Annotated in this window: 14 protein-coding genes and 1 pseudogene; 9 read left to right on the top strand and 6 right to left on the bottom strand. The window is 62.5% G+C overall.

Going from position 1 to position 18349, the window contains the following annotated elements:
• Positions 1-38 precede the first annotated feature (38 nt).
• The 6 genes from AC3FKG_RS15450 to AC3FKG_RS15475 form a co-directional block, all read right to left on the bottom strand.
• Positions 39-1424: a phosphomannomutase/phosphoglucomutase gene (locus AC3FKG_RS15450; RefSeq protein ID WP_488743472.1), complete on the bottom strand. Its 1386-nt coding sequence runs from the start codon at positions 1422-1424 to the stop codon at positions 39-41.
• Between the two features lie 82 nt (positions 1425-1506).
• The gene (rfbC, locus tag AC3FKG_RS15455) at positions 1507-2058 is read right to left on the bottom strand and encodes a dTDP-4-dehydrorhamnose 3,5-epimerase (protein ID WP_488743473.1); all 552 of its coding nucleotides are present in this window, start codon (positions 2056-2058) and stop codon (positions 1507-1509) included.
• Between the two features lie 178 nt (positions 2059-2236).
• Positions 2237-3154 carry a dTDP-4-dehydrorhamnose reductase gene (gene rfbD / locus AC3FKG_RS15460; RefSeq protein ID WP_488743474.1) on the bottom strand — a complete coding sequence of 306 codons (918 nt, stop codon included), beginning with the start codon at positions 3152-3154 and terminating at the stop codon, positions 2237-2239.
• Positions 3144-4208 (bottom strand): dTDP-glucose 4,6-dehydratase, encoded by a 1065-nt coding sequence (rfbB, locus tag AC3FKG_RS15465; protein WP_488743528.1) that lies wholly within the window; start codon positions 4206-4208, stop codon positions 3144-3146. Before rfbB ends, rfbD begins: the two co-directional genes overlap by 11 nt.
• A gap of 92 nt (positions 4209-4300) precedes the next feature.
• Positions 4301-5104 (bottom strand): 2OG-Fe(II) oxygenase, encoded by an 804-nt coding sequence (locus AC3FKG_RS15470; RefSeq protein WP_488743475.1) that lies wholly within the window; start codon positions 5102-5104, stop codon positions 4301-4303.
• Between the two features lie 20 nt (positions 5105-5124).
• Positions 5125-6168: a GlxA family transcriptional regulator gene (locus tag AC3FKG_RS15475; protein WP_488743476.1), complete on the bottom strand. Its 1044-nt coding sequence runs from the start codon at positions 6166-6168 to the stop codon at positions 5125-5127.
• Positions 6169-6714: 546 nt separating this feature from the next.
• Between AC3FKG_RS15475 and AC3FKG_RS15480 the strand changes: the two genes are divergently transcribed.
• The 9 genes and pseudogenes from AC3FKG_RS15480 to AC3FKG_RS15520 all read left to right on the top strand — a co-directional run bounded on the left by AC3FKG_RS15480 (position 6715) and on the right by AC3FKG_RS15520 (position 18338).
• Positions 6715-8244, top strand: coding sequence for a mannose-1-phosphate guanylyltransferase/mannose-6-phosphate isomerase (locus AC3FKG_RS15480; RefSeq protein ID WP_488743477.1), 1530 nt, complete (start codon positions 6715-6717; stop codon positions 8242-8244).
• Between the two features lie 258 nt (positions 8245-8502).
• Positions 8503-9096 (top strand): annotated as a pseudogene (locus tag AC3FKG_RS15485) (sugar transferase); the annotation flags it as partial.
• Positions 9077-10279 (top strand): polysaccharide biosynthesis/export family protein, encoded by a 1203-nt coding sequence (locus AC3FKG_RS15490; protein WP_488743478.1) that lies wholly within the window; start codon positions 9077-9079, stop codon positions 10277-10279. The pseudogene AC3FKG_RS15485 and the gene AC3FKG_RS15490, both read left to right, overlap by 20 nt.
• Before the next feature lie 43 nt (positions 10280-10322).
• Positions 10323-12542: a GNVR domain-containing protein gene (locus tag AC3FKG_RS15495; protein ID WP_488743479.1), complete on the top strand. Its 2220-nt coding sequence runs from the start codon at positions 10323-10325 to the stop codon at positions 12540-12542.
• A gap of 39 nt (positions 12543-12581) precedes the next feature.
• On the top strand, positions 12582-13592 hold the full coding sequence (locus AC3FKG_RS15500; protein ID WP_488743480.1) for a glycosyltransferase: 1011 nt from the start codon (positions 12582-12584) through the stop codon (positions 13590-13592).
• 24 nt (positions 13593-13616) lie between these two features.
• Positions 13617-14660 carry a glycosyltransferase family 2 protein gene (locus tag AC3FKG_RS15505; RefSeq protein WP_488743481.1) on the top strand — a complete coding sequence of 348 codons (1044 nt, stop codon included), beginning with the start codon at positions 13617-13619 and terminating at the stop codon, positions 14658-14660.
• A gap of 21 nt (positions 14661-14681) precedes the next feature.
• Positions 14682-15785, top strand: coding sequence for a glycosyltransferase family 4 protein (locus AC3FKG_RS15510; RefSeq protein ID WP_488743482.1), 1104 nt, complete (start codon positions 14682-14684; stop codon positions 15783-15785).
• Entirely contained in the window at positions 15767-17041 is a 1275-nt protein-coding gene (locus AC3FKG_RS15515) for a glycosyltransferase family 4 protein (RefSeq protein ID WP_488743483.1), read from the top strand. Before AC3FKG_RS15510 ends, AC3FKG_RS15515 begins: the two co-directional genes overlap by 19 nt.
• A gap of 13 nt (positions 17042-17054) precedes the next feature.
• Positions 17055-18338 (top strand): oligosaccharide repeat unit polymerase, encoded by a 1284-nt coding sequence (locus AC3FKG_RS15520; protein WP_488743484.1) that lies wholly within the window; start codon positions 17055-17057, stop codon positions 18336-18338.
• Positions 18339-18349 lie beyond the last annotated feature (11 nt).

Genomic DNA, 18349 nt, shown 5'->3' on the forward strand with positions numbered 1-18349 from the left:
GGTGCGCAAGCCTGCCGTTCAGAGGGGCAAGCACAAAATCAGAAGGGCAGCCGCGCATCGGGCTTCTCGCTCAGGATCACACGTTTGAACTCAGCCTGGATCCGCGCCAGCGCCGCGTCGTTGTCGGCCTCGAACCGCATCACCACGACGGGCGTGGTGTTGGACGGACGTGCCAGGCCAAACCCGTCGGGATACTCCACGCGCACGCCGTCGATGGTGATCACCTCGCGCGCGCCGACGAACTTCGCGTTGGCCTTGATCTTGTCGAGCAGCGTGAACGGCTCGCCTTCCGCGCACTTGAGCTGCAGCTCCGGCGTATTGTTGGCGTTTGGCAGCGCGTTCAGCACGGCGCTCGGGTCGGCATGGCGCGACAGGACCTCCAGCAGGCGCGCGCCGGTGTACAGGCCATCATCGAAGCCGTACCAGCGGTCCTTGAAGAATACGTGGCCGCTCATCTCGCCGGCGATCGGTGCCCCGGTTTCCTTCAGCTTGGCCTTCACCAGCGAATGGCCGGTCTTCCACATCAGCGGCTCGCCGCCGTGCTGGCGGATCCACGGGGCCAGTTTGCCGGTGCACTTGACGTCGTAGATCACCTGCGCGCCCGGGTTGCGGCCGAGGATCTCCTCGGCGAACAGCATCAGCTGACGGTCCGGGAAGATGACCTGGCCGTCCTTGGTGACCACGCCGAGGCGGTCACCGTCGCCGTCGAAGGCCAGGCCCAGTTCGCAGTCGGTGTCGCGCAGGCACTTCATCAGGTCCTGCAGGTTCTCCACGTGGGCGGGGTCGGGGTGGTGGTTGGGGAAATTGCCATCCACTTCGCAGAACAGTTCGGTCACCTCGCAGCCCAGGCCGCGGAAGAGATCGCCGACGAAGGCGCCAGCCACGCCGTTGCCGGCGTCGAGTGCGATCTTCATCGGACGGGCCAGTTTCACGTCGCTGGTGATGCGGTCGAGGTACTGTTGACGTACATCGTACTGGCGGTAGCCGCCCGCGCCGCTGGTGAAGTTGCCGGACTCGATACGTTGGCGCAGGGCCTGGATTTGCTCGCCGAAGATCGCCTTGCCGGCCAAGACCATCTTGAAGCCGTTGTAGTCCGGCGGGTTGTGGCTGCCCGTGACCATGATGCCGGATGTGGCTTTTACGCCATCCAACTCAATATTGGTGCCGAAGTAGACCATTGGCGTGGCGACCATGCCGAGGTCGATCACATCCATGCCGGCGGCACGCAGGCCTTCAACCAGGCCACCGATCAGGTCGGGGCCTGAGAGACGGCCGTCGCGACCGACGACGACGGCCTTTTCGCCGGCGTCCGCCGCTGCGGAACCGAACGACAGGCCGATCTGGCGGGCCACATCGAGGGTGAGGGTCTTGCCGACGATCCCGCGGATGTCATAGGCCTTGAAAATGGAAGGGCTAACTTGCATGGGATATGTCTCGCTAAAATCGGTTGCAGCCACGCTAGCCGCTCGTTTCCGAAATCGAAGTGATCTGCCGCTTCTAAGTTCCCTACGCAAACAGCTCCGCATGTCCGATTGATTTCGCAGCGGCGTCTTTGGCGGCGAGGACAGGTTCGCCGTTGATTGGCCAGTCGATGCCTACCTGCGCATCGTTCCAGAGCAAGCTACGCTCATGTTCCGGATACCAATAGTCCGTCGTCTTATAGAGAAATTCCGCATATTCAGATATCACTACAAAGCCATGGGCGAAGCCTTCCGGGACCCATAGCTCGCGCTTGTTCTCTGCTGATAACGTGACACCAACCCACTTGCCAAAATTCGGCGAACGCGTACGCAGGTCCACCGCAGCATCGAATACCTGGCCCACCACCACGCGCACCAGCTTGCCTTGGGGATGCTTGATCTGATAGTGAAGCCCGCGCAATACATTGCGTGTGGAGCGCGAATGGTTGTCTTGCACAAAGGTTCGCTTCACGCCCGTTGCCTCCTCAAACAAGCGCCCATTGAAGCTCTCGTAGAAGAAGCCGCGGTCATCACCGAACACCTTTGGCTCGATGATCAGAACCTCAGGAATATCAGTTTGAATAACATTTAAGCTCATTTGATAGGCTCCAAAATGAATCTGCTGGAGGTATTTGCCATACCGATTCTTGGAAAGTGGCGAGGCCAGTGCGAGGACCTGCTCGGCACGGATCCATTGGCTCCGATATGCGATCTCCTGGGAGCACCCTGACGGCTTGGCAACGTGGCAATGATGCCTTTGCGCATGGTAAGCAGGCTCAGGAGAAAATCTGGTCTAGCAGGAAATGCACGCCCTGCTGCCAATCCGGAAGGTGGATATCGAAAGTCTGGCGCAGCTTGCTGGTGTCCAGGCGCGAGTTGGCCGGGCGTGGCGCCGGCATAGCATACGCCGTGGCGGGAATCGGCTCGATACACCCCGGATCGACTTTCAACTCGATACCACGGGCGGCGGCATAGCGCAGTACTTCAGTTGCGTAGGCGTGCCAGGTGGTTTCACCGGCAGCGGCCAAATGATAGAGGCCGGAGGGAAACGACATGGGGTCGCCAGACAGCCAACGTCGTCCCAAGATCTGCGCGGTCACGTCGGCAATCAGCGTCGCAGTGGTGGGTGCACCAAACTGGTCGGAAATCACGCGCAGGCTCTCGCGCTCACTGCCCAGGCGAAGCATTGTCTTGGTGAAGTTACCGCCATGGGCGCCGGCGACCCAGCAGGTCCGCAGGATTAACGACCGTGCACCGGTGGCGGCAATGGCCTGTTCACCGGCGAGCTTGCTCTTGCCGTACACCGACAGTGGATTGACCGGGTCGGTTTCGACATAGGTCCCGTTTTTGATGCCGTCGAAGACATAATCCGTGGAATAGTGGACCAGCAAGCTCCCGAGCGCCTTGGCTTCTTCTGCCAGAATTCCGGCAGCCGTGCCATTGATGGCGAAGACCAGATCCGGTTCGGTTTCCGCCTTGTCCACTGCGGTATAGGCGCCCGGGTTGACAATCACGTCGGGCCGGTACTCGCGCACCGTGCGGCGGATTTCATCCGGGCATGATAGGTCGCAGCCGGTACGATCCAATGCCACGACACGGCCCAGCGGGGCAAGGCTACGACGCAGTTCGAAGCCGACCTGGCCATTGCTGCCCGTCACCAAGAACGTGGGGACGCTGATCGCTTTATGCTGCATATTGGTTAGCCGTCCAGTCCCGGTAGTCGCCCGACATTACGTTCTGCACCCAGGCTTGGTTGTCCAGGTACCACTGAACAGTCTTGCGCAGACCGGTTTCTAATGTCTCGGCAGGCTTCCAGCCCAGCTCGCGCTCGAGCTTGCGGGCATCGATAGCGTAGCGGCGGTCGTGACCCGGGCGATCCTTGACGAAGGTGATCTGGTCGCGATAGGAGCCGAGAGCTTTGGGGCGGAGCTCATCTAGCAGGTCACACAGGGTGTGGACCACACCGAGGTTGGTCTTCTCGTTCCAGCCACCCACGTTATAGGTCTCGCCCACGCGGCCGCGTGCCAGCACTGCGCGGATCGCTGCGCAGTGGTCACCCACGTAGAGCCAGTCGCGCACATTGAGGCCATCGCCATAGACGGGCAGCGACCTGCCAGCCAAGGCATTGGTAATCATCAGCGGGATCAGTTTCTCGGGAAAGTGAAAGGGACCGTAATTGTTCGAGCAGTTGGTCGTCAGGACCGGCAGTCCATAAGTCTGATGGTAGGCCCGGACCAAGTGGTCTGACGCAGCCTTGGAGGCCGAATACGGACTATTCGGCCGATAGGCGGTGGTTTCCGAGAATTGGGGATCGCCGGGGCCCAGTGATCCGAACACTTCGTCGGTGGAGACGTGCAGGAAGCGGAAAGCGGCCTTTGCGGCGGCATCCAGACCTTCCCAATAAGTGCGCGCGGTCTCGAGCAGGTTGAAGGTGCCCACGATATTGCTCTGGATAAACCCGGCCGGGTCGTGGATGGAGCGGTCGACATGGCTTTCGGCGGCAAAGTGAACCACAGCGCGCGGCTGATGGGCGGCAAACAGCTGGTCCAGGCCGGCGCGGTCGCAGATATCAGTCTGCGAGAAGATGTGCCGGGCGTCACCTCCGAGGGAGGCCAGGGTGTTGCGGTTGCCAGCGTAGGTCAGCTTGTCGACGTTGATAATACCGACCGTGACATCCTGGCTCAGCCAATTCAGGACGAAGTTGGCGCCGATGAAGCCCGCACCGCCGGTGACGAGCATATATGGCATTCCCTTGCCCTCGTCAGCGCGATGCGGTGTTGTGACATCGGCGTGGCCGTATGGTGGCATGATCTCTCCATCGCAAGTGAGTGCGGTCCCCGCTATCGCCCGACAATCCGCTTGGCCAACGCCTTTGCATAAGGCGGCGTAATGCCATGCAGGATGTCGCGTGCGGTGAAGCCGTACCGCTCGCCCGGCCGCGTCTGGAAGCGCGTGGAATGCTCATCGGCAGCATCCTGCTCGGGCCGGCCGTTGGAGTAGTAGTAAAGCGCGATCGACCGTCGCGTGACGCCTCGCGGGCACGCAAGGGGTTCGGGATGCCCATGCCATGAGCACTCATTAGTATTGAAGACAACCAGCCGATTTCCGATCGGCGCGATCTTCTGCACGCAGCGCTGGACCTCGTTGTCCCACAGTTGCAGATGGCCGGACCAGCTGTCCTCCCACTGGTCATTGAGATACAGCAGCACATTGAGCCGACGGTCAAGCTTCCATTCGAGATGGTAGTTGTAGTCGATATGCAGGCCCAGGTGGCCGCCAGGCAGCGTCTGGTGCAGGCCGCCGCCATGCAGGTGAGGATCCGGCACCAGCCCCTGGATGCCGGACAGTGTCTCCAGGAAGCGGGTGAATCCGGGGGCATTGAACTCCATGATCAGTGCCCGAAGCGCAGGCGGAATGGCGTAGAAGTCCTGGCTTTGCAGCTTCAGGTTCTCGGTGGCCGAGTGAAACTTGAACCAGACGCGCTCCGTGGCGCCTGGAAACGCATCGCTGGCTTCCCGATAGACGTCTTCGTCAAGAAAGTTGTCGATGCAGATATGGGGAAACGGTTCGGCGCAACGGTAGGTTTCCGACAGCTCACGGGACATCCACTCAAGTTTCGCAACATCCAGCAGGTCGTGGCGCATGCTCAGGTCTCCTACAGTAGCTAGGTTGTCTCGCACTGCTTCGTCTTGCCCTGATTGCGATACGACGTGGGCGACAGCGAAAAGCGCTTGCGGAAAATCTTGGCGAGCCGGTCCCCGTTTCCCATCCCGCAGCGCCGCGCTATTTTGTCGACCGGCAGGTCCGTCTCTATCAGCAGCCGGCAAATCATGTCCAGCCGCGTGCGCAGCAGATACTCCGACGGCGTCACGCCCAGGGCCCACTTGAAGCGCCGCAGGTAGTTGCGTTCGCTCATGGCGGCAACGCGCGCCGCGTCAGCCACGGAGATCGCCTCCGTGTAATGCTCCCCGATCCACCGTGCCGACGCGCGAATCTTTTCGGTGGTTTCGGACGATGCGATGTCGGGCGCGTCGCCAGCTTCCTCGGCATCCGGACGCACCATCTGCATGTCCCTTTGCGGCGCGAGTTGCCTTGCAACTTCCCGGGCCATGACGAAGCCAAGGTCCGACTCGATCTGTGCCAGAGCCATATCGACGGCAGATGGCATGACGTCCGGAGCGGAGTCCACGCCTCCGCGGCACCAGAATACGGAAGGCATGGCATGGATGGAGCCGACAACGTTGTCCCTCTCGGCGATACGCATCGGATGCGCCCGGGAGACGCGGGGCAGGATCGGCTCCCGCCCCGCGCGCGAACGCTCCAGCACCATTGCACTGACCTCGAGCATAGCGGTCATGAGCCGCGCATCACGCTCAACGACCGGCTCGCGCTCGCTGCAGGCAATGAAGATCGCATTGAAGCCTCGCTGACCCAGCGCGTCCAGGCTCTGCGTCCAGATCCGGATGGAAGAGGAGCACGCGACATTGCCGCCGCGGTAAGACAAGAGGGAGAGCTGGTAGACAGGTCGCCTGCGACGCAGCAGTTCGAGTTCGTTGGCTACGCGGAAGGCTTCCGCAATGATGCCGGCTGTAAGCAGCGAGCAGCCTTCAAACAGCAGCAACCCGATGCGCTGAATCTCCCGTTGGGCGGCTACCGGTAACGGACCGAGGGACCGGACCGGCGGCAGCATATCGACAAGGTTCTCCATGACATCAGCACCCCCTTGCGTTAAATCAGCAAATCAAATCTGTTGCATTGCATCATAACGACAATTGGACGCCGTGGAAGGCCGTCTGGCTGAAAGTTCCGCTATGTTGGCGGATCATTACTCGGCAACAGTTGAGTTTCTGCAAAAATGCGGCGTGCCAATCATGCCATGTATCTAATTTGAGTCACATTCCCTAATTACGGGATTTTAGATTGGATATAGATAATGTATTAATTCCCCAGAAAACGGCTTCTGCACGTGGATTGGGCAAATCGAAACAGAAAGTAACAGAGCGCCTCAATCTTGGGCATTGCGACAATTCTGAGTGGCGCCGTTTTCAATTTCAGACATTTCGGAATTTTCAAACTCATCAAAATGTGGCCCTAACATTACTTCTTATAATTTACTTCCCAGTTAATCGGTCAATCATTCTGCATTTTCCGCCAGTCCAGTCCTGAGGCTTTTCGGCGCATCTATGCTTCGCTGCAACAAAGACGGTTTCCGCCGTTTCCCCGGTTGCAGGCCCACACCGGACAGGAGCAGATCATGCCCCCAACTGACCCGCTGGATGTAGTGGATGACACCTCCACCGATGCGCTCGTCGAGCAGAATCGGGCGTCGCCGCCCGCCCTGGGCATGCGGCTTTCGGCGGTGGTGCTTGCCGGGGGCTCCGGGACTCGGTTGTGGCCCCTGTCGCGCAAGCACTTTCCCAAGCAGCTGATCGACATCATCGGCCACGATTCTCTGCTGCAGACCACTGCACGCCGCCTGGCCGGCCTCCATTGCAGCGCCGGCGCTGACGCCGCGCCGATCATCGTCTGCGGCGAAGCACACCGCTTCATGGCTGCCCAGCAACTGGCCGAGGCAGGGGTGGACGCGCGTATCGTCGTTGAGCCGGTCGGGCGCAACACGGCACCGGCGCTAACGCTCGCCGCATTGCTGGCCTGTGAGCATGGCAATGACAGCATCCTCGTCGCTATGCCCGCGGACCATGTGATTGCCGATGGCAATGCGTTCCACCTCGCCGTACTGCGCGCGGCACGCTTTGCAGAACAAGGGGCTATCGTCACACTCGGGGTGCCGCCTACTCGCGCCGACACAGGCTTTGGCTATATCCGCCTCGGTGCGCAGCTCGACGGCATGGCACACCGGATCGACGCGTTCGTGGAGAAGCCCGCCGCCGAACTTGCGACGCAGTACCTTGCGTCCGGCGAATACTGGTGGAACAGCGGCATCTTCGTCGTGCGCGCCAGCACCTGGCTGGCCGCGCTGCAATACCTCCAGCCGGCGATGCACGCGGCCTGCGTGAGCGCCTGCACGGCTGGCCGCGACGATGGCGCGTTCTTTCATCCGCACGCGGCGTCGTTCGCGGAGGTGCCATCGGACTCGATCGACTATGCCGTGATGGAGCACCTGGCGCACGCAGACGCGCTAGAAGGCATTGTGGTACCGCTGGAGGCGGGCTGGTCTGACCTCGGTTCGTGGGATGCCGTATGGGATGCCATCGACAAGGACGACGACGGCAATGCAGCTCGCGGCCGCGTGATGTTCGAGGGTGCCACCTCGTGCTACGCCCATTCGGAGGGCCGGTTGGTGGCCTGCGTGGGTACGTTCAATCTGATCGTGGTCGAAACCGCCGATGCCGTGCTGGTGGTGGACCGCTCGCGGGTCCAGGCGGTCAAGGGCCTGGTCGAGCGCATCGCGCGCCAGCATGGGCCGGAGGCCGAGACCCATCGAAAGGTTCAGCGGCCATGGGGCAGCTATGACTCGCTCGACCATGGGGAGCGATTCCAGGTCAAGCACATCGTGGTGAATCCTGGCGCTTCTCTTTCCTTGCAGCTGCACCACCACCGCGCGGAGCACTGGACGGTGGTACGCGGCACCGCGCGGGTCACGCGTGGCGACGAGCAGTTCCTGCTCAGCGAGAACGAATCCACTTACATCCCCATCGGCGTGATGCACCGGCTCGAGAACCCCGGAAAGCTGCCGCTCGAGATCATCGAGGTGCAGTCCGGCGCGTATCTCGGCGAGGACGACATTGTCCGCGTCGCCGACACCTACGGGCGCTGCGTCTGACGGGCGTCCGACAGCCGCAGCCAGCGGCAAGGGAGATTGACTGCAGTCCAACCTCTACTAGGGAGCGTCGCCATGTTCACTGTGAAATCACTCTTTGCAAGATCCGGCATCGTACCCAGCCGCCTGACCGCGGCCTCTTCAGCCGGGCCGGGTACGGAAGCTACCTTGCCCGGCGCATTGGTCGCATTCGGAGCGCCCTCCCAGCCGTTGCCGGCAGGCGCGGATCTGCGATTTCCGTCACCGCTGGGACTTGGCGCCAAGCGGGCGTTCGATGTCGCAGCAGCGCTTGCGCTGTTGCTGCTGCTGTCGCCACTGCTGGCCGTGGTGGCAATGCTGGTAATGCGCGACGGCGGACCCTGCGTGTTCGGGCACACCCGCGTAGGCGTGGATGGCAGGAAGTTCAAGTGCCTGAAGTTCCGTTCGATGGTACTCAACGCAGACGCCGTGCTTAAGGAATTGCTCGCGACCGACCCGGCGGCGCGCGCCGAATGGGAAAAGGATTTCAAGCTCAGGAACGATGTCCGTGTCACCCCGCTCGGGCGCTTCATCCGGCGTACCAGCATCGATGAATTGCCACAACTGTGGAACGTCGTGCGCGGCGACATGAGCCTCGTCGGTCCGCGCCCCGTCGTCGAGAAGGAACTCGAGCGGTACGGCGATGCTGCCGCGTATTACCTCCGCGTCCTTCCCGGCATTACCGGCCTCTGGCAGGTCAGTGGCCGCAATGAAACGGATTACGGGACTCGCGTCGCGCTCGATGTTGCCTACGTCAGGAACTGGTCGTTCGTGGGTGACATCGGAATCCTGTTCAAGACCATCGGGGTGGTGCTACATGGCCGCGGCGCGTACTGACCAACCGCATCGCCGGATCCTGGCGACGACGTTGCTGCCAGGCCTGGCAGCCCTCCTCGGCGCCTGCACAATGGCGCCCGGGATGTCGTTCCAGTCCGGGTCCGGCTCTTCCCCCGATGCCACGCGCGCGACGCAGCCGTCGTCCGTGGGCACCGTACCCGAGCTGCCATCGATAAAAGGCGTGCAGTCGGTTACACGCGACAATCTGATCGAGATTACCGGTACGCTGATCGATGCAGAGCAAGCCGCCCGTCCCCAGGGTGTGCCGCAGGAGGTTCGCGCGCTGTACGACAAGTCGCGCGCTTATGCATTGGGGCCCGGCGACGTGCTGAGCATCGTGGTGTGGGGCCATCCGGAACTCAACATGCCAGCGCTGCAGGTAACCAGTGGCGTGGACACTGCCGGCTCCAACGCGGTGGTAACCGGCTATACCGTGGACGCTCGCGGCATGGTGCAGTTCGCTTTCGTCGGCATGGTCCCTGTGGCGGGCCTGACCGAGGCTGATGCACGCGAGCTTCTCACCAGGCGCCTGTCCGAGTACGTGCGCAATCCGCAGATCACACTGCGCATCCAGGCATATCGCAGCAAGCGCGTCTATCTGGACGGCGCCGTGCAGACCCCTGGTCTGCAGATCATCAATGACGTGCCAATGACGCTACCCGAGGCGATCAATCGTGCCGGCGGCTTCACCGCAACGGCGGACCGCTCCTGGGTGGCTCTGACACGTGGCGACAAGACCGTACGCATCAACCTGCCAGATCTCATTGCGAAGGGCGGTAATCCATCCGACATCCTGCTGCGCGACGGCGACCTGGTACGTTTCTACGCTGCCACCGACAGCAAGGTTTTCGTACTTGGGGAGGTGGCGCGGGCATCCACACTGACGCTCAATAACGGCAAGCTGAGCCTGAACCAGGCGCTTGGCGATGCCGGTGGCATCAGCCAGTACTCCGGCGACGCGCGAGACGTGTATGTCGTGCGTGGGGACGATGGCAACAAGCCAGTGGTGTACCACCTCGACGCGAGCACGCCATCGGCCATGGCGTTGGCGGAAGGCTTTTCGCTGCAGGCCAACGACGTGGTGTTTGTGGATGCGTCGGCACTGGTTCGCTGGAGCCGCGTTGTCAACCTGCTGTTGCCCACCGCCCAGACTGCGACCGTCGGCCGGGCGCTTGTCCCGTGAAATCAGCGCCTATGCACGGTCGATACCCACGCAGGAGTGCGGCATGAAGACCTCTTACATCTCGAACCCGGTCTATGAACTGCCCAGCCGGCCGCCGGCCCGAGCCCTGAACAATCTGACGACACTGTACGCAGGCAGGTGGCTGATCGTGGTCGCCACGTCCGTGTGCCTGCTCGCCGGGGTCGCGTATGCATTGTTCACGCGCCCCCTCTACCGCTCCGACATCCTGATCCAGGTTGAACCCAGTTCCATCGGGACCCGGTCCACTTCCGACGACCCCAAGCTGACCTCTGAGATCAAGCCGGACACGACTTCGGAAATCCAGGTGCTCAACTCGCGCATGGTGGTGTCACGCGCGGTCGAGAAGCTGAAACTGTATATCGAGGCTAGCCCGCGCTATGTGCCGGTGATTGGATGGTGGCTCGCCGCCCGTACGGATGGTTTCTCGCATCCGCTTGGCGGCTACGTGTATGGCGCGGAACGCATCGATGTTGCCATGTTCGACGTGCCGGCTTCCCAGCAGGGCAAAACCTTCGTGCTGACGCTCGCTCATGAGGGCTCCTATGTCCTCACACTGCCCGGCTCTTGGGGCACGCCGTTGCTGACGCTTCACGGCAAGGTCGGTATGCCGCTACATGCCGAAACCCGGCACGGAGCGATCGACCTGCTGGTCCGCGCCGCCGACGGCGAGCCGGGCGCGAGCTTTTCCATCAGGCGCTACTCCGAGATCGCTACCACCGAATGGTTGCAAAGGACCATGGCCATTGGGGAACGCGGCAAGCAGTCGAGCATCATCGGCGTGGCGCTGGACAGCGTCGATCCGGTCCGCGCCAGCCAGATCCTGAATGAGGTCGGCAAGGAGTACGTGGAACAGAACGTGCGACGCCGCTCGGAAGAGGCAGACAAATCCATTCGCTTTCTGGATGAGCAATTGCCACAGCTCAAGCGGCAACTGGAAGAATCGGAAAGCCGCTACAACGCGTTTCGTGCGCAACAGGGCACCGTGGATACCAGCCAGGAGGCGCGCGCCCTGCTCCAGCAAGCCGTGGAAGCCGAAACGCGCGTCGTCGACCTGCGGCAGAAGCGCCAGGAACTGTCCACCCGTTACACGGACAAGCATCCTGCACTGCTGGCAATCGACGGCCAGTTGCAGGGGGCGACGGCCGAGCTCTCTGTCATCGAGGCGCGCACGCGCAGGTTGCCTCTGGTCGAGCAGAAGGTCCTGCAATTGCAGCGCAACATGCAGGTGGACACCGAACTCTACACGAACCGCCTCAACGCCCGCCAGCAGCTGACCCTGGTGCGCGCCGGCAAGGTCGCCAATGTTCGACTGATCGACCCCGCGACGCCACCCGAGACGCCGATCCTGCCGCGGCGCGGTGTCGCAGTGGGCGGCTCGCTGCTAACTGGCTTACTGGCAGGCGTGGTCCTGGCCGTCCTCCGCCGCCGCGTGGCGGGTACCGTCCAAGACCGCGAGGAGATCGAGGCAGGCACGGGGCTGCCGGTGTATGCCACGGTGCCGCGCAGCCGGCTGACTTCCGATTACCGCCCTGCCTGGCCCCGCAGGCTCGCAGGCAGCGCAGGCAGCGCAGGTCGGACGTTAGTGCCCGATGCAGCGATCGAGAGCCTGCGCGCAGTCCGCACCACCCTGCACTTCGCTCTGAACGATGCGCCTAACCGTGTGGTGCTGATCACAGGCCCTACGGGTGGTGTCGGCAAGTCCTTCGTAGCCGCAAATCTCGCCACGCTGGCAGGTGCCTCGAAGCGGCGTGTGCTGCTGATTGACGCCGACCTGCGCAATGGCGTGCTGCACAAGCGATTCCATGTGGACCGCGGCCCGGGACTGGCCGAGGTGATCGCTGGTACGAGCCGGTACGAGGACGTGCTTCGTCGCGATGTATCGCACGGCCTCGATTTCCTGGCCACTGGATGGCACATGTCCGGGCCAAGCGAGTTGTTGCTGCAGCCGGAACTGGCCGCACTTGTCCAACGCGTTGCCGTCCAGTACGACATGGTGGTGCTTGACGGACCGCCCTTGCTGCCGGTGTCGGATGCACTCGTGCTGGGACGCATGGCGGGCACCGTCTTCATCGTCGCGCGGCACCGGCTCACCACCGTGGAGCAGATCGACGAAAGCACGCGCCGGCTGGCGCAGGCCGACGTCGCTGTACGGGGCGTGATCTTCAACGACTTCACCGGCCACCTGCACCGCTACAGCTATGCGTACGGCGCCGACGCGTACCGCCCGGGCATGCCTGCATGATCCGCGGAAACGAGCAGTCATCAGCAGAAAAAGGCCGTTATGAAACATACCCATCACAAACGCATCACGCTGGTAACCGTGACCTACGGCGCGCGCCTGCACTATTGCGCCGAACTGTTGCGGCGGGCGTTCGAGGACGAGGGCGTGGCACACGCCGTGGTCGTCAGCAACAACTCCTCGTCCGACCTTAGCCGGCTCGAGGACGACTGGGGCGCGCGGGTTACCGTGATCCGGTTGCCGACCAACACCGGGTCGGCCAATGGCTATGCGGTAGGCATCGACGCAGCGCTCAGCCGCGACACTGACTATCTGTGGCTGATGGACGATGACAATGCCCCGTGCGCCGGTGCACTCGATGTCCTCTGCCATCAGCTGGATCGGCTCACCCGCGAATATTGCCGTCAGCGTGCGGCGGTGCTTGGCTTCCGTCCGGATCACCAGGCCGATATCGCGATGGGTGTTCCCGTGGCGCTGGCGATGCCGCCGCGCTCCAGTTACTTCGGCTTTCATGTGGCCCGCATTCCCTACAAGCTATGGCGCCGCACGCCATGGGGCCGCCCGAAGCCGGCGGACATGCCGGAAGTCCTGCCATTGCCTTTTGCGCCGTATGGGGGATTCCTCGGGCACCGCGATCTCTACCTCGATCTCGGCTTGCCGGAGCGGCAACTCGTGCTGTATGCGGACGACATCGAGTACACATGGCGCCTGACCGCGCGCGGGGGCCGCATTGCGCTGGTGACCAGCGCACGCCTGGAAGACCTTGAGGGATCGTGGAACGTCAAGCGTAACTGGAAGAACCATTTCGAGTGCCTGCTGCTGAGCCGGTCGGATTTCCGCGCCTACTACAGCAGCCGCAACCAGGCATGGTTCGACAAGCACCACTGGTCGACCTCCGGCCTGACATACCGCCTGAACCGCCTCGTCTTCCTCGCCCTGCTGCGAATCTACGGCAGGCGTCATGGCGCTGCTGCCCGGCTCGATCTGCTTGAACGCGCGATCGCCGACGGCGAGGCATGCCGCCTCGGCTTCCACGCCGACTATTCCCTGTAGCCGACATCCACCGCAGAGGCCGTCATGCCGACCAACTCCTTCCCCGCTCTTCTGACGATCGTCATCTGTAACTACAACTACGCGCCGTACCTGGGGGGAGCCATTGACTCCGCGCTACGCCAGACGGCCCCCGGGGTCAGGGTTATGGTAATCGACGACGGGTCCAGCGATGGTTCGCGTGACGTCATCCTGGGCTACGGTGACAGGATAGAAGCCGTGTTCCAACCGAACGGCGGACAGGTCTCGGCCTACAACCACGCGCTGCGTCGGCTCGACACGCCCTGCGTTCTCTTCCTTGACGCCGACGACCAGTTGCAGCCGGACGCCGCCGAGGCGGTGCTGGCCGCCTTCGCGGCCGGCGACTGTGTGAAGGTTCAGTTCCGACTGGAGGTAATGACCGCGGACGGGACACTCACCGGGGTGCAGGTTCCGCAATCCAGCGATGTGACAGACTGCGGCGTGCGACTGCGGGACGGATGGCTGTACCCGTCACCGCCCGGTTCGGGAAACGCCTATCGCGTGGATGCGCTCCGGCGCATCTTTCCTGTCCCGGTCACTGCCGACAACATACACGGTGCCGACTTCTACGCCATCTATGGCATTGCCCTGGTCGGCGGCGTTTGCTCGCTCGATCGTCCGCTCGGCCTCTATCGCGTGCATCGGCACACCACGGCGCAAACAGGCCGTGCGGGCGGCGCCAACCTGTCGCTCGCCAATGCCGAAGATGCACTGGCGGGAGCCAGGCAGTCTGCCCGGCGCTGGGCCATCCTGCGCGGGCTGGCCTGGGAACGGCTTGGCATTGCCCTGCCTGCCGAATTGCTCGATTTTTCCGCCGAGAAGGCTCACTTTGCGGCCCTTCTCCATGGCGCGCCGTTGACCCGGCGATGGCACTGGTTCCGTCATGAGTCCGGCCGCTACTTTCATACGGTTGTCGCCAATCCCTTCTGGAGCGCGCGCAAGAAGCTCGCCGTATGGTGCCTGACCGCGCTTTGCCTGGTGCCGGTGACATCCATCAGCAACCGCGCGGTCCGCTATATAGCCAATCCCCTCGCCCGTGCGGGGCATTGAAACTTATTGGAAACGGCTACCGTGTCCGCTGCCTCAACCGTCTCCATTAACGGTCGCTTCCTGGGCAGGCGCGCCACCGGTGTTGACCGCTTTGCCCACGAGGTCGTGCGCGGCATCGACCAGCTCGTTGCGGACCATGACCCTATCACTGCCGGGCTGTCATTCGAGCTTCTGGTTCCGGCATCCGTAAAGGTGGATCCACAGCAGTTTCCGCACTTGCGGATCCGGACGGTTCATGGCGGCACGGGGCAATACTGGGAGCAGGTCAGGCTGCCGCTCGCTGCCCGCGGCACGCTGCTGCTGAATCTTTGCAACGCAGCGCCGTTGCTGTTTCCGAACCAGGTCACAGTCATGCATGACGCTGCGCCAGTACGAATTCCGCAAGCCTACACGCGCGCGTTCCGCGCCTGGTACCGCATGATGGCACCGTGGGTAGGGCGCATCGCACGGCGCGTGCTCACTGTGTCGGAGTTCTCACGCGGAGAACTCTCCCAAGCCTATCGCATTCCAGACCGCAAGATCGGCGTCCTGCCAATGAGCGGTGACCACATGCTGCGCCTGCCGCAAGCCCCGGACATCCGCAGCAAGTTCCAGCTATCGGGCCGGCCCTACGTACTGGCTGTCAGTAGTGCCAGCCACCACAAGAACTTCAGGCTCGTGGTAGAGGCCATCGAGCTGCTCAAGACGACGGAATACGACGTCGTCATTGTGGGGGCCACGTTGCCCGTGTTCCAGTCGGTGCAGCAGATAGCGCCAGATTTCGTCAAACGCGTGGGCTATGTCGATGACGAAGACCTCAAAGCACTGTTTCGCCATGCGGCCTGCTTTGTTTTCCCGTCGCTCTACGAAGGCTATGGTTTGCCTCCCGTGGAAGCCATGACACTTGGCTGTCCGGTCCTGGCGTCCAACCTGCCTTCGGTGCACGAGGCCTGCGGCAATGCCGCGCTCTATTTTCACCCGACCAGCGCTCGAGAGCTTGGCGAGCTGTTGACTCACGTCATGCGTGACAACACCTTGCGGGACAGATTGCGTGCGCAGGGCTATGCCAACGTGGAACGATATTCATGGCGCACCACTGCTGCCAGGTTACTCAGCGAGATTACTCCATGGCTCTCACAGCGATGAAACCTACCCCATTGCGCACAGCGGACGAGTTCGGCAGGGTTGCGGTGGTACACGAGTGGCTGACTACCTACGCGGGCTCCGAACGCGTCCTCGAACAGATTCTGAAGATCTGGCCTGAAGCCGACCTGTTCTGCGTGGTGGATTTTTTCCCAGACGCAGAGCGAGCGGTCCTGCAAGGCAAGCACGCCAGGACATCCTTCATCCAGCACCTGCCGCGCGCCCGTCAGTCCTTCCGCGCCTATCTGCCCTTGATGCCGCTGGCGGTGGAGCAGTTCGACCTGTCCGGCTACGACGTGGTGATCTCGTCCAGCCATGCCGTGGCCAAGGGCGTGATCACCGGCCCCGGCCAGTTGCATGTCAGCTATGTGCATTCACCGATCCGCTATGCGTGGGATCTGCAACATCAATACCTGGACGAGTCCCGCCTGACGCGCGGCGTCAAGAGCTGGCTGGCCCGCGCAATCCTGCATTACATGCGGATATGGGACCACCGGACCGCACAGGGTGTCGACCTGTTCGTGGCCAACTCCGCCTACGTTGCGCGTCGCATTCGCAAAGTCTACGGGCGCGATGCCTCCGTGGTTTACCCACCGGTCGATATCGAACGGTTCAACCTTGGCGAGTGCCGCGAAGATTTCTTCCTGACTGCATCGCGTCTGGTGCCGTACAAGAAGGTCGGATTGATCGTCGAAGCCTTTGCTGCCATGCCGGACAAACGTCTGGTTGTCATCGGCGCCGGTCCGGACCTCGCCCGCATTCGGGACATGGCGCCCGCCAACGTTCGACTGCTCGGCTATCAGCCTGCCGAGGTGCTGATCGACTATATGCAACGCGCGCGTGCCTTTGTCTTCGCAGCGGAAGAAGATTTCGGCATTGTGGCTCTGGAAGCGCAGGCGTGCGGGACGCCGGTCATCGCCCTTGGACGGGGCGGTTCCCGCGAGACGGTCATCGACAGCCCGGACCGCAACTTCCGCACCGGCGTCTTCTTTCCACGCCAGACCGTGGAAGACATCGTGCGCGCGGTGTGCCGATTCGAGGACAACGGACCATTCAACCCTGCCGCATGCCGGCGCAATGCGCTCCAGTTCTCACCTGAGCGCTTCCGGCGGGAGCTTCTAACCGTAGTGCGCAACGCGATGGCGCAGGCGTCGACCTCCCCGCTTGCAGGGATTGGCCCTTCGGCTGACATCCAGGGCGACATGACAGCGTCGCTGGCGCCGGTGACAGTCGATACGCTCGAATCGCTGCCGCGCTGACGGAGTCGCTACGATGACCAACACCCCCGATCACCCTGAAGGCTATTGGTGGGAAGACCCCGCCAGGCTGCTGCTGTATTTCATCCTGCCGCTTTACACGCTGATCGTGCTGGACCTGCTTGGCGAACAGAAGGCCATCGAGCGAGTCTACTTCACCAGCTTCTATGCTCTGGCCGGGGCCCTCTTTCTCGGTGTACTCACCGTCGCGGCATACGCCGAACGTATCCTCGTGCTGCCGGCCCGCCACAAGCCCCCGGAAATTCCGGTGCGAGTCCTTGATGCCATATTCGGGCTCGCACTGGCCGGCTACCTGGTCATGATGGGCGGCGTGATCGCTCAGCCGGCCATCCTCCTGTCCTTCCTGAAAGGCGGGGCAAACACCTACGATGTCCTTGAACTGAAGGGCCGCATTGCCGGCATCAGCACGCTCACGCAAGCCACCGTGGCTTACGTGCCGCTGTACTTCTATGTCTTCCGCAGACCTGTGCGCGGCTTCAATCGTTACAAGGCCCACATGGTCGTGCTGGTCGTGCTGACACTGTTACGCAGCTTCATCTTTGCCGAGCGGCTCGCGCTGGTAGAGGTAATCCTTCCCTGCGCGCTGATGGCAGCCCGCTTCAGGAGCCTCCCAAGGCGCTCGGCGCTGCTCACGCTGGGACCCTTCGCCGCAATTGTGCCGATGATTGGCTTCTTCATCGCGAACGAATACAGCCGCTCCTGGGAAACCTACTACGTCAATATCTACGACAACATCTTCGACTTCGCGCTTGAGCGGCTGGCGATGTATTACTCGACAGCGCTGAACAACGGCGCCGGCCTGCTGACGATCATGGGCTGGGGAACCGGCGAGCCAACCTTTACATTCGACTGGCTCATCAGGTTCCCCATACTAGGAGAGTTGTTCCGGCCGCTGACGGGTGGCGGCGACGGCTATGGGCTGTTCCTGAACAACTTTGGCGATCCCGAGTTCAACAATCCGTCCGGCATCTTCGTGCACTTCTACGAGTGGGGGTGGTTCGCACTACTGCTGGCGGCGCTCATGGGCTGGATATTGGCGCGCAGCTATGCCGGCTGGCGCGCGGGGGATGGCTTCTGGTGTTGCGCCCATGCCGTGCTGCTGGTGTCGCTGATGGAGATCCTGCGTGTGCCGAACCTGTTCAGCGGACGGAACTTCGTGCCGCTCGCGCTGCTGTGGCTGATCTTCCAATGCTTTGGCCAGCCGGCCCGACACCGGATCTCTTCCACTGCGCCTCCGCACCATGCCAGGCGCAGCGCCCCGGTCCCGGGCCAACCATGATATCTCCATGT

The sequence above is a fragment of the Cupriavidus sp. 22TCCZM04-2 genome, from assembly GCF_057798895.1.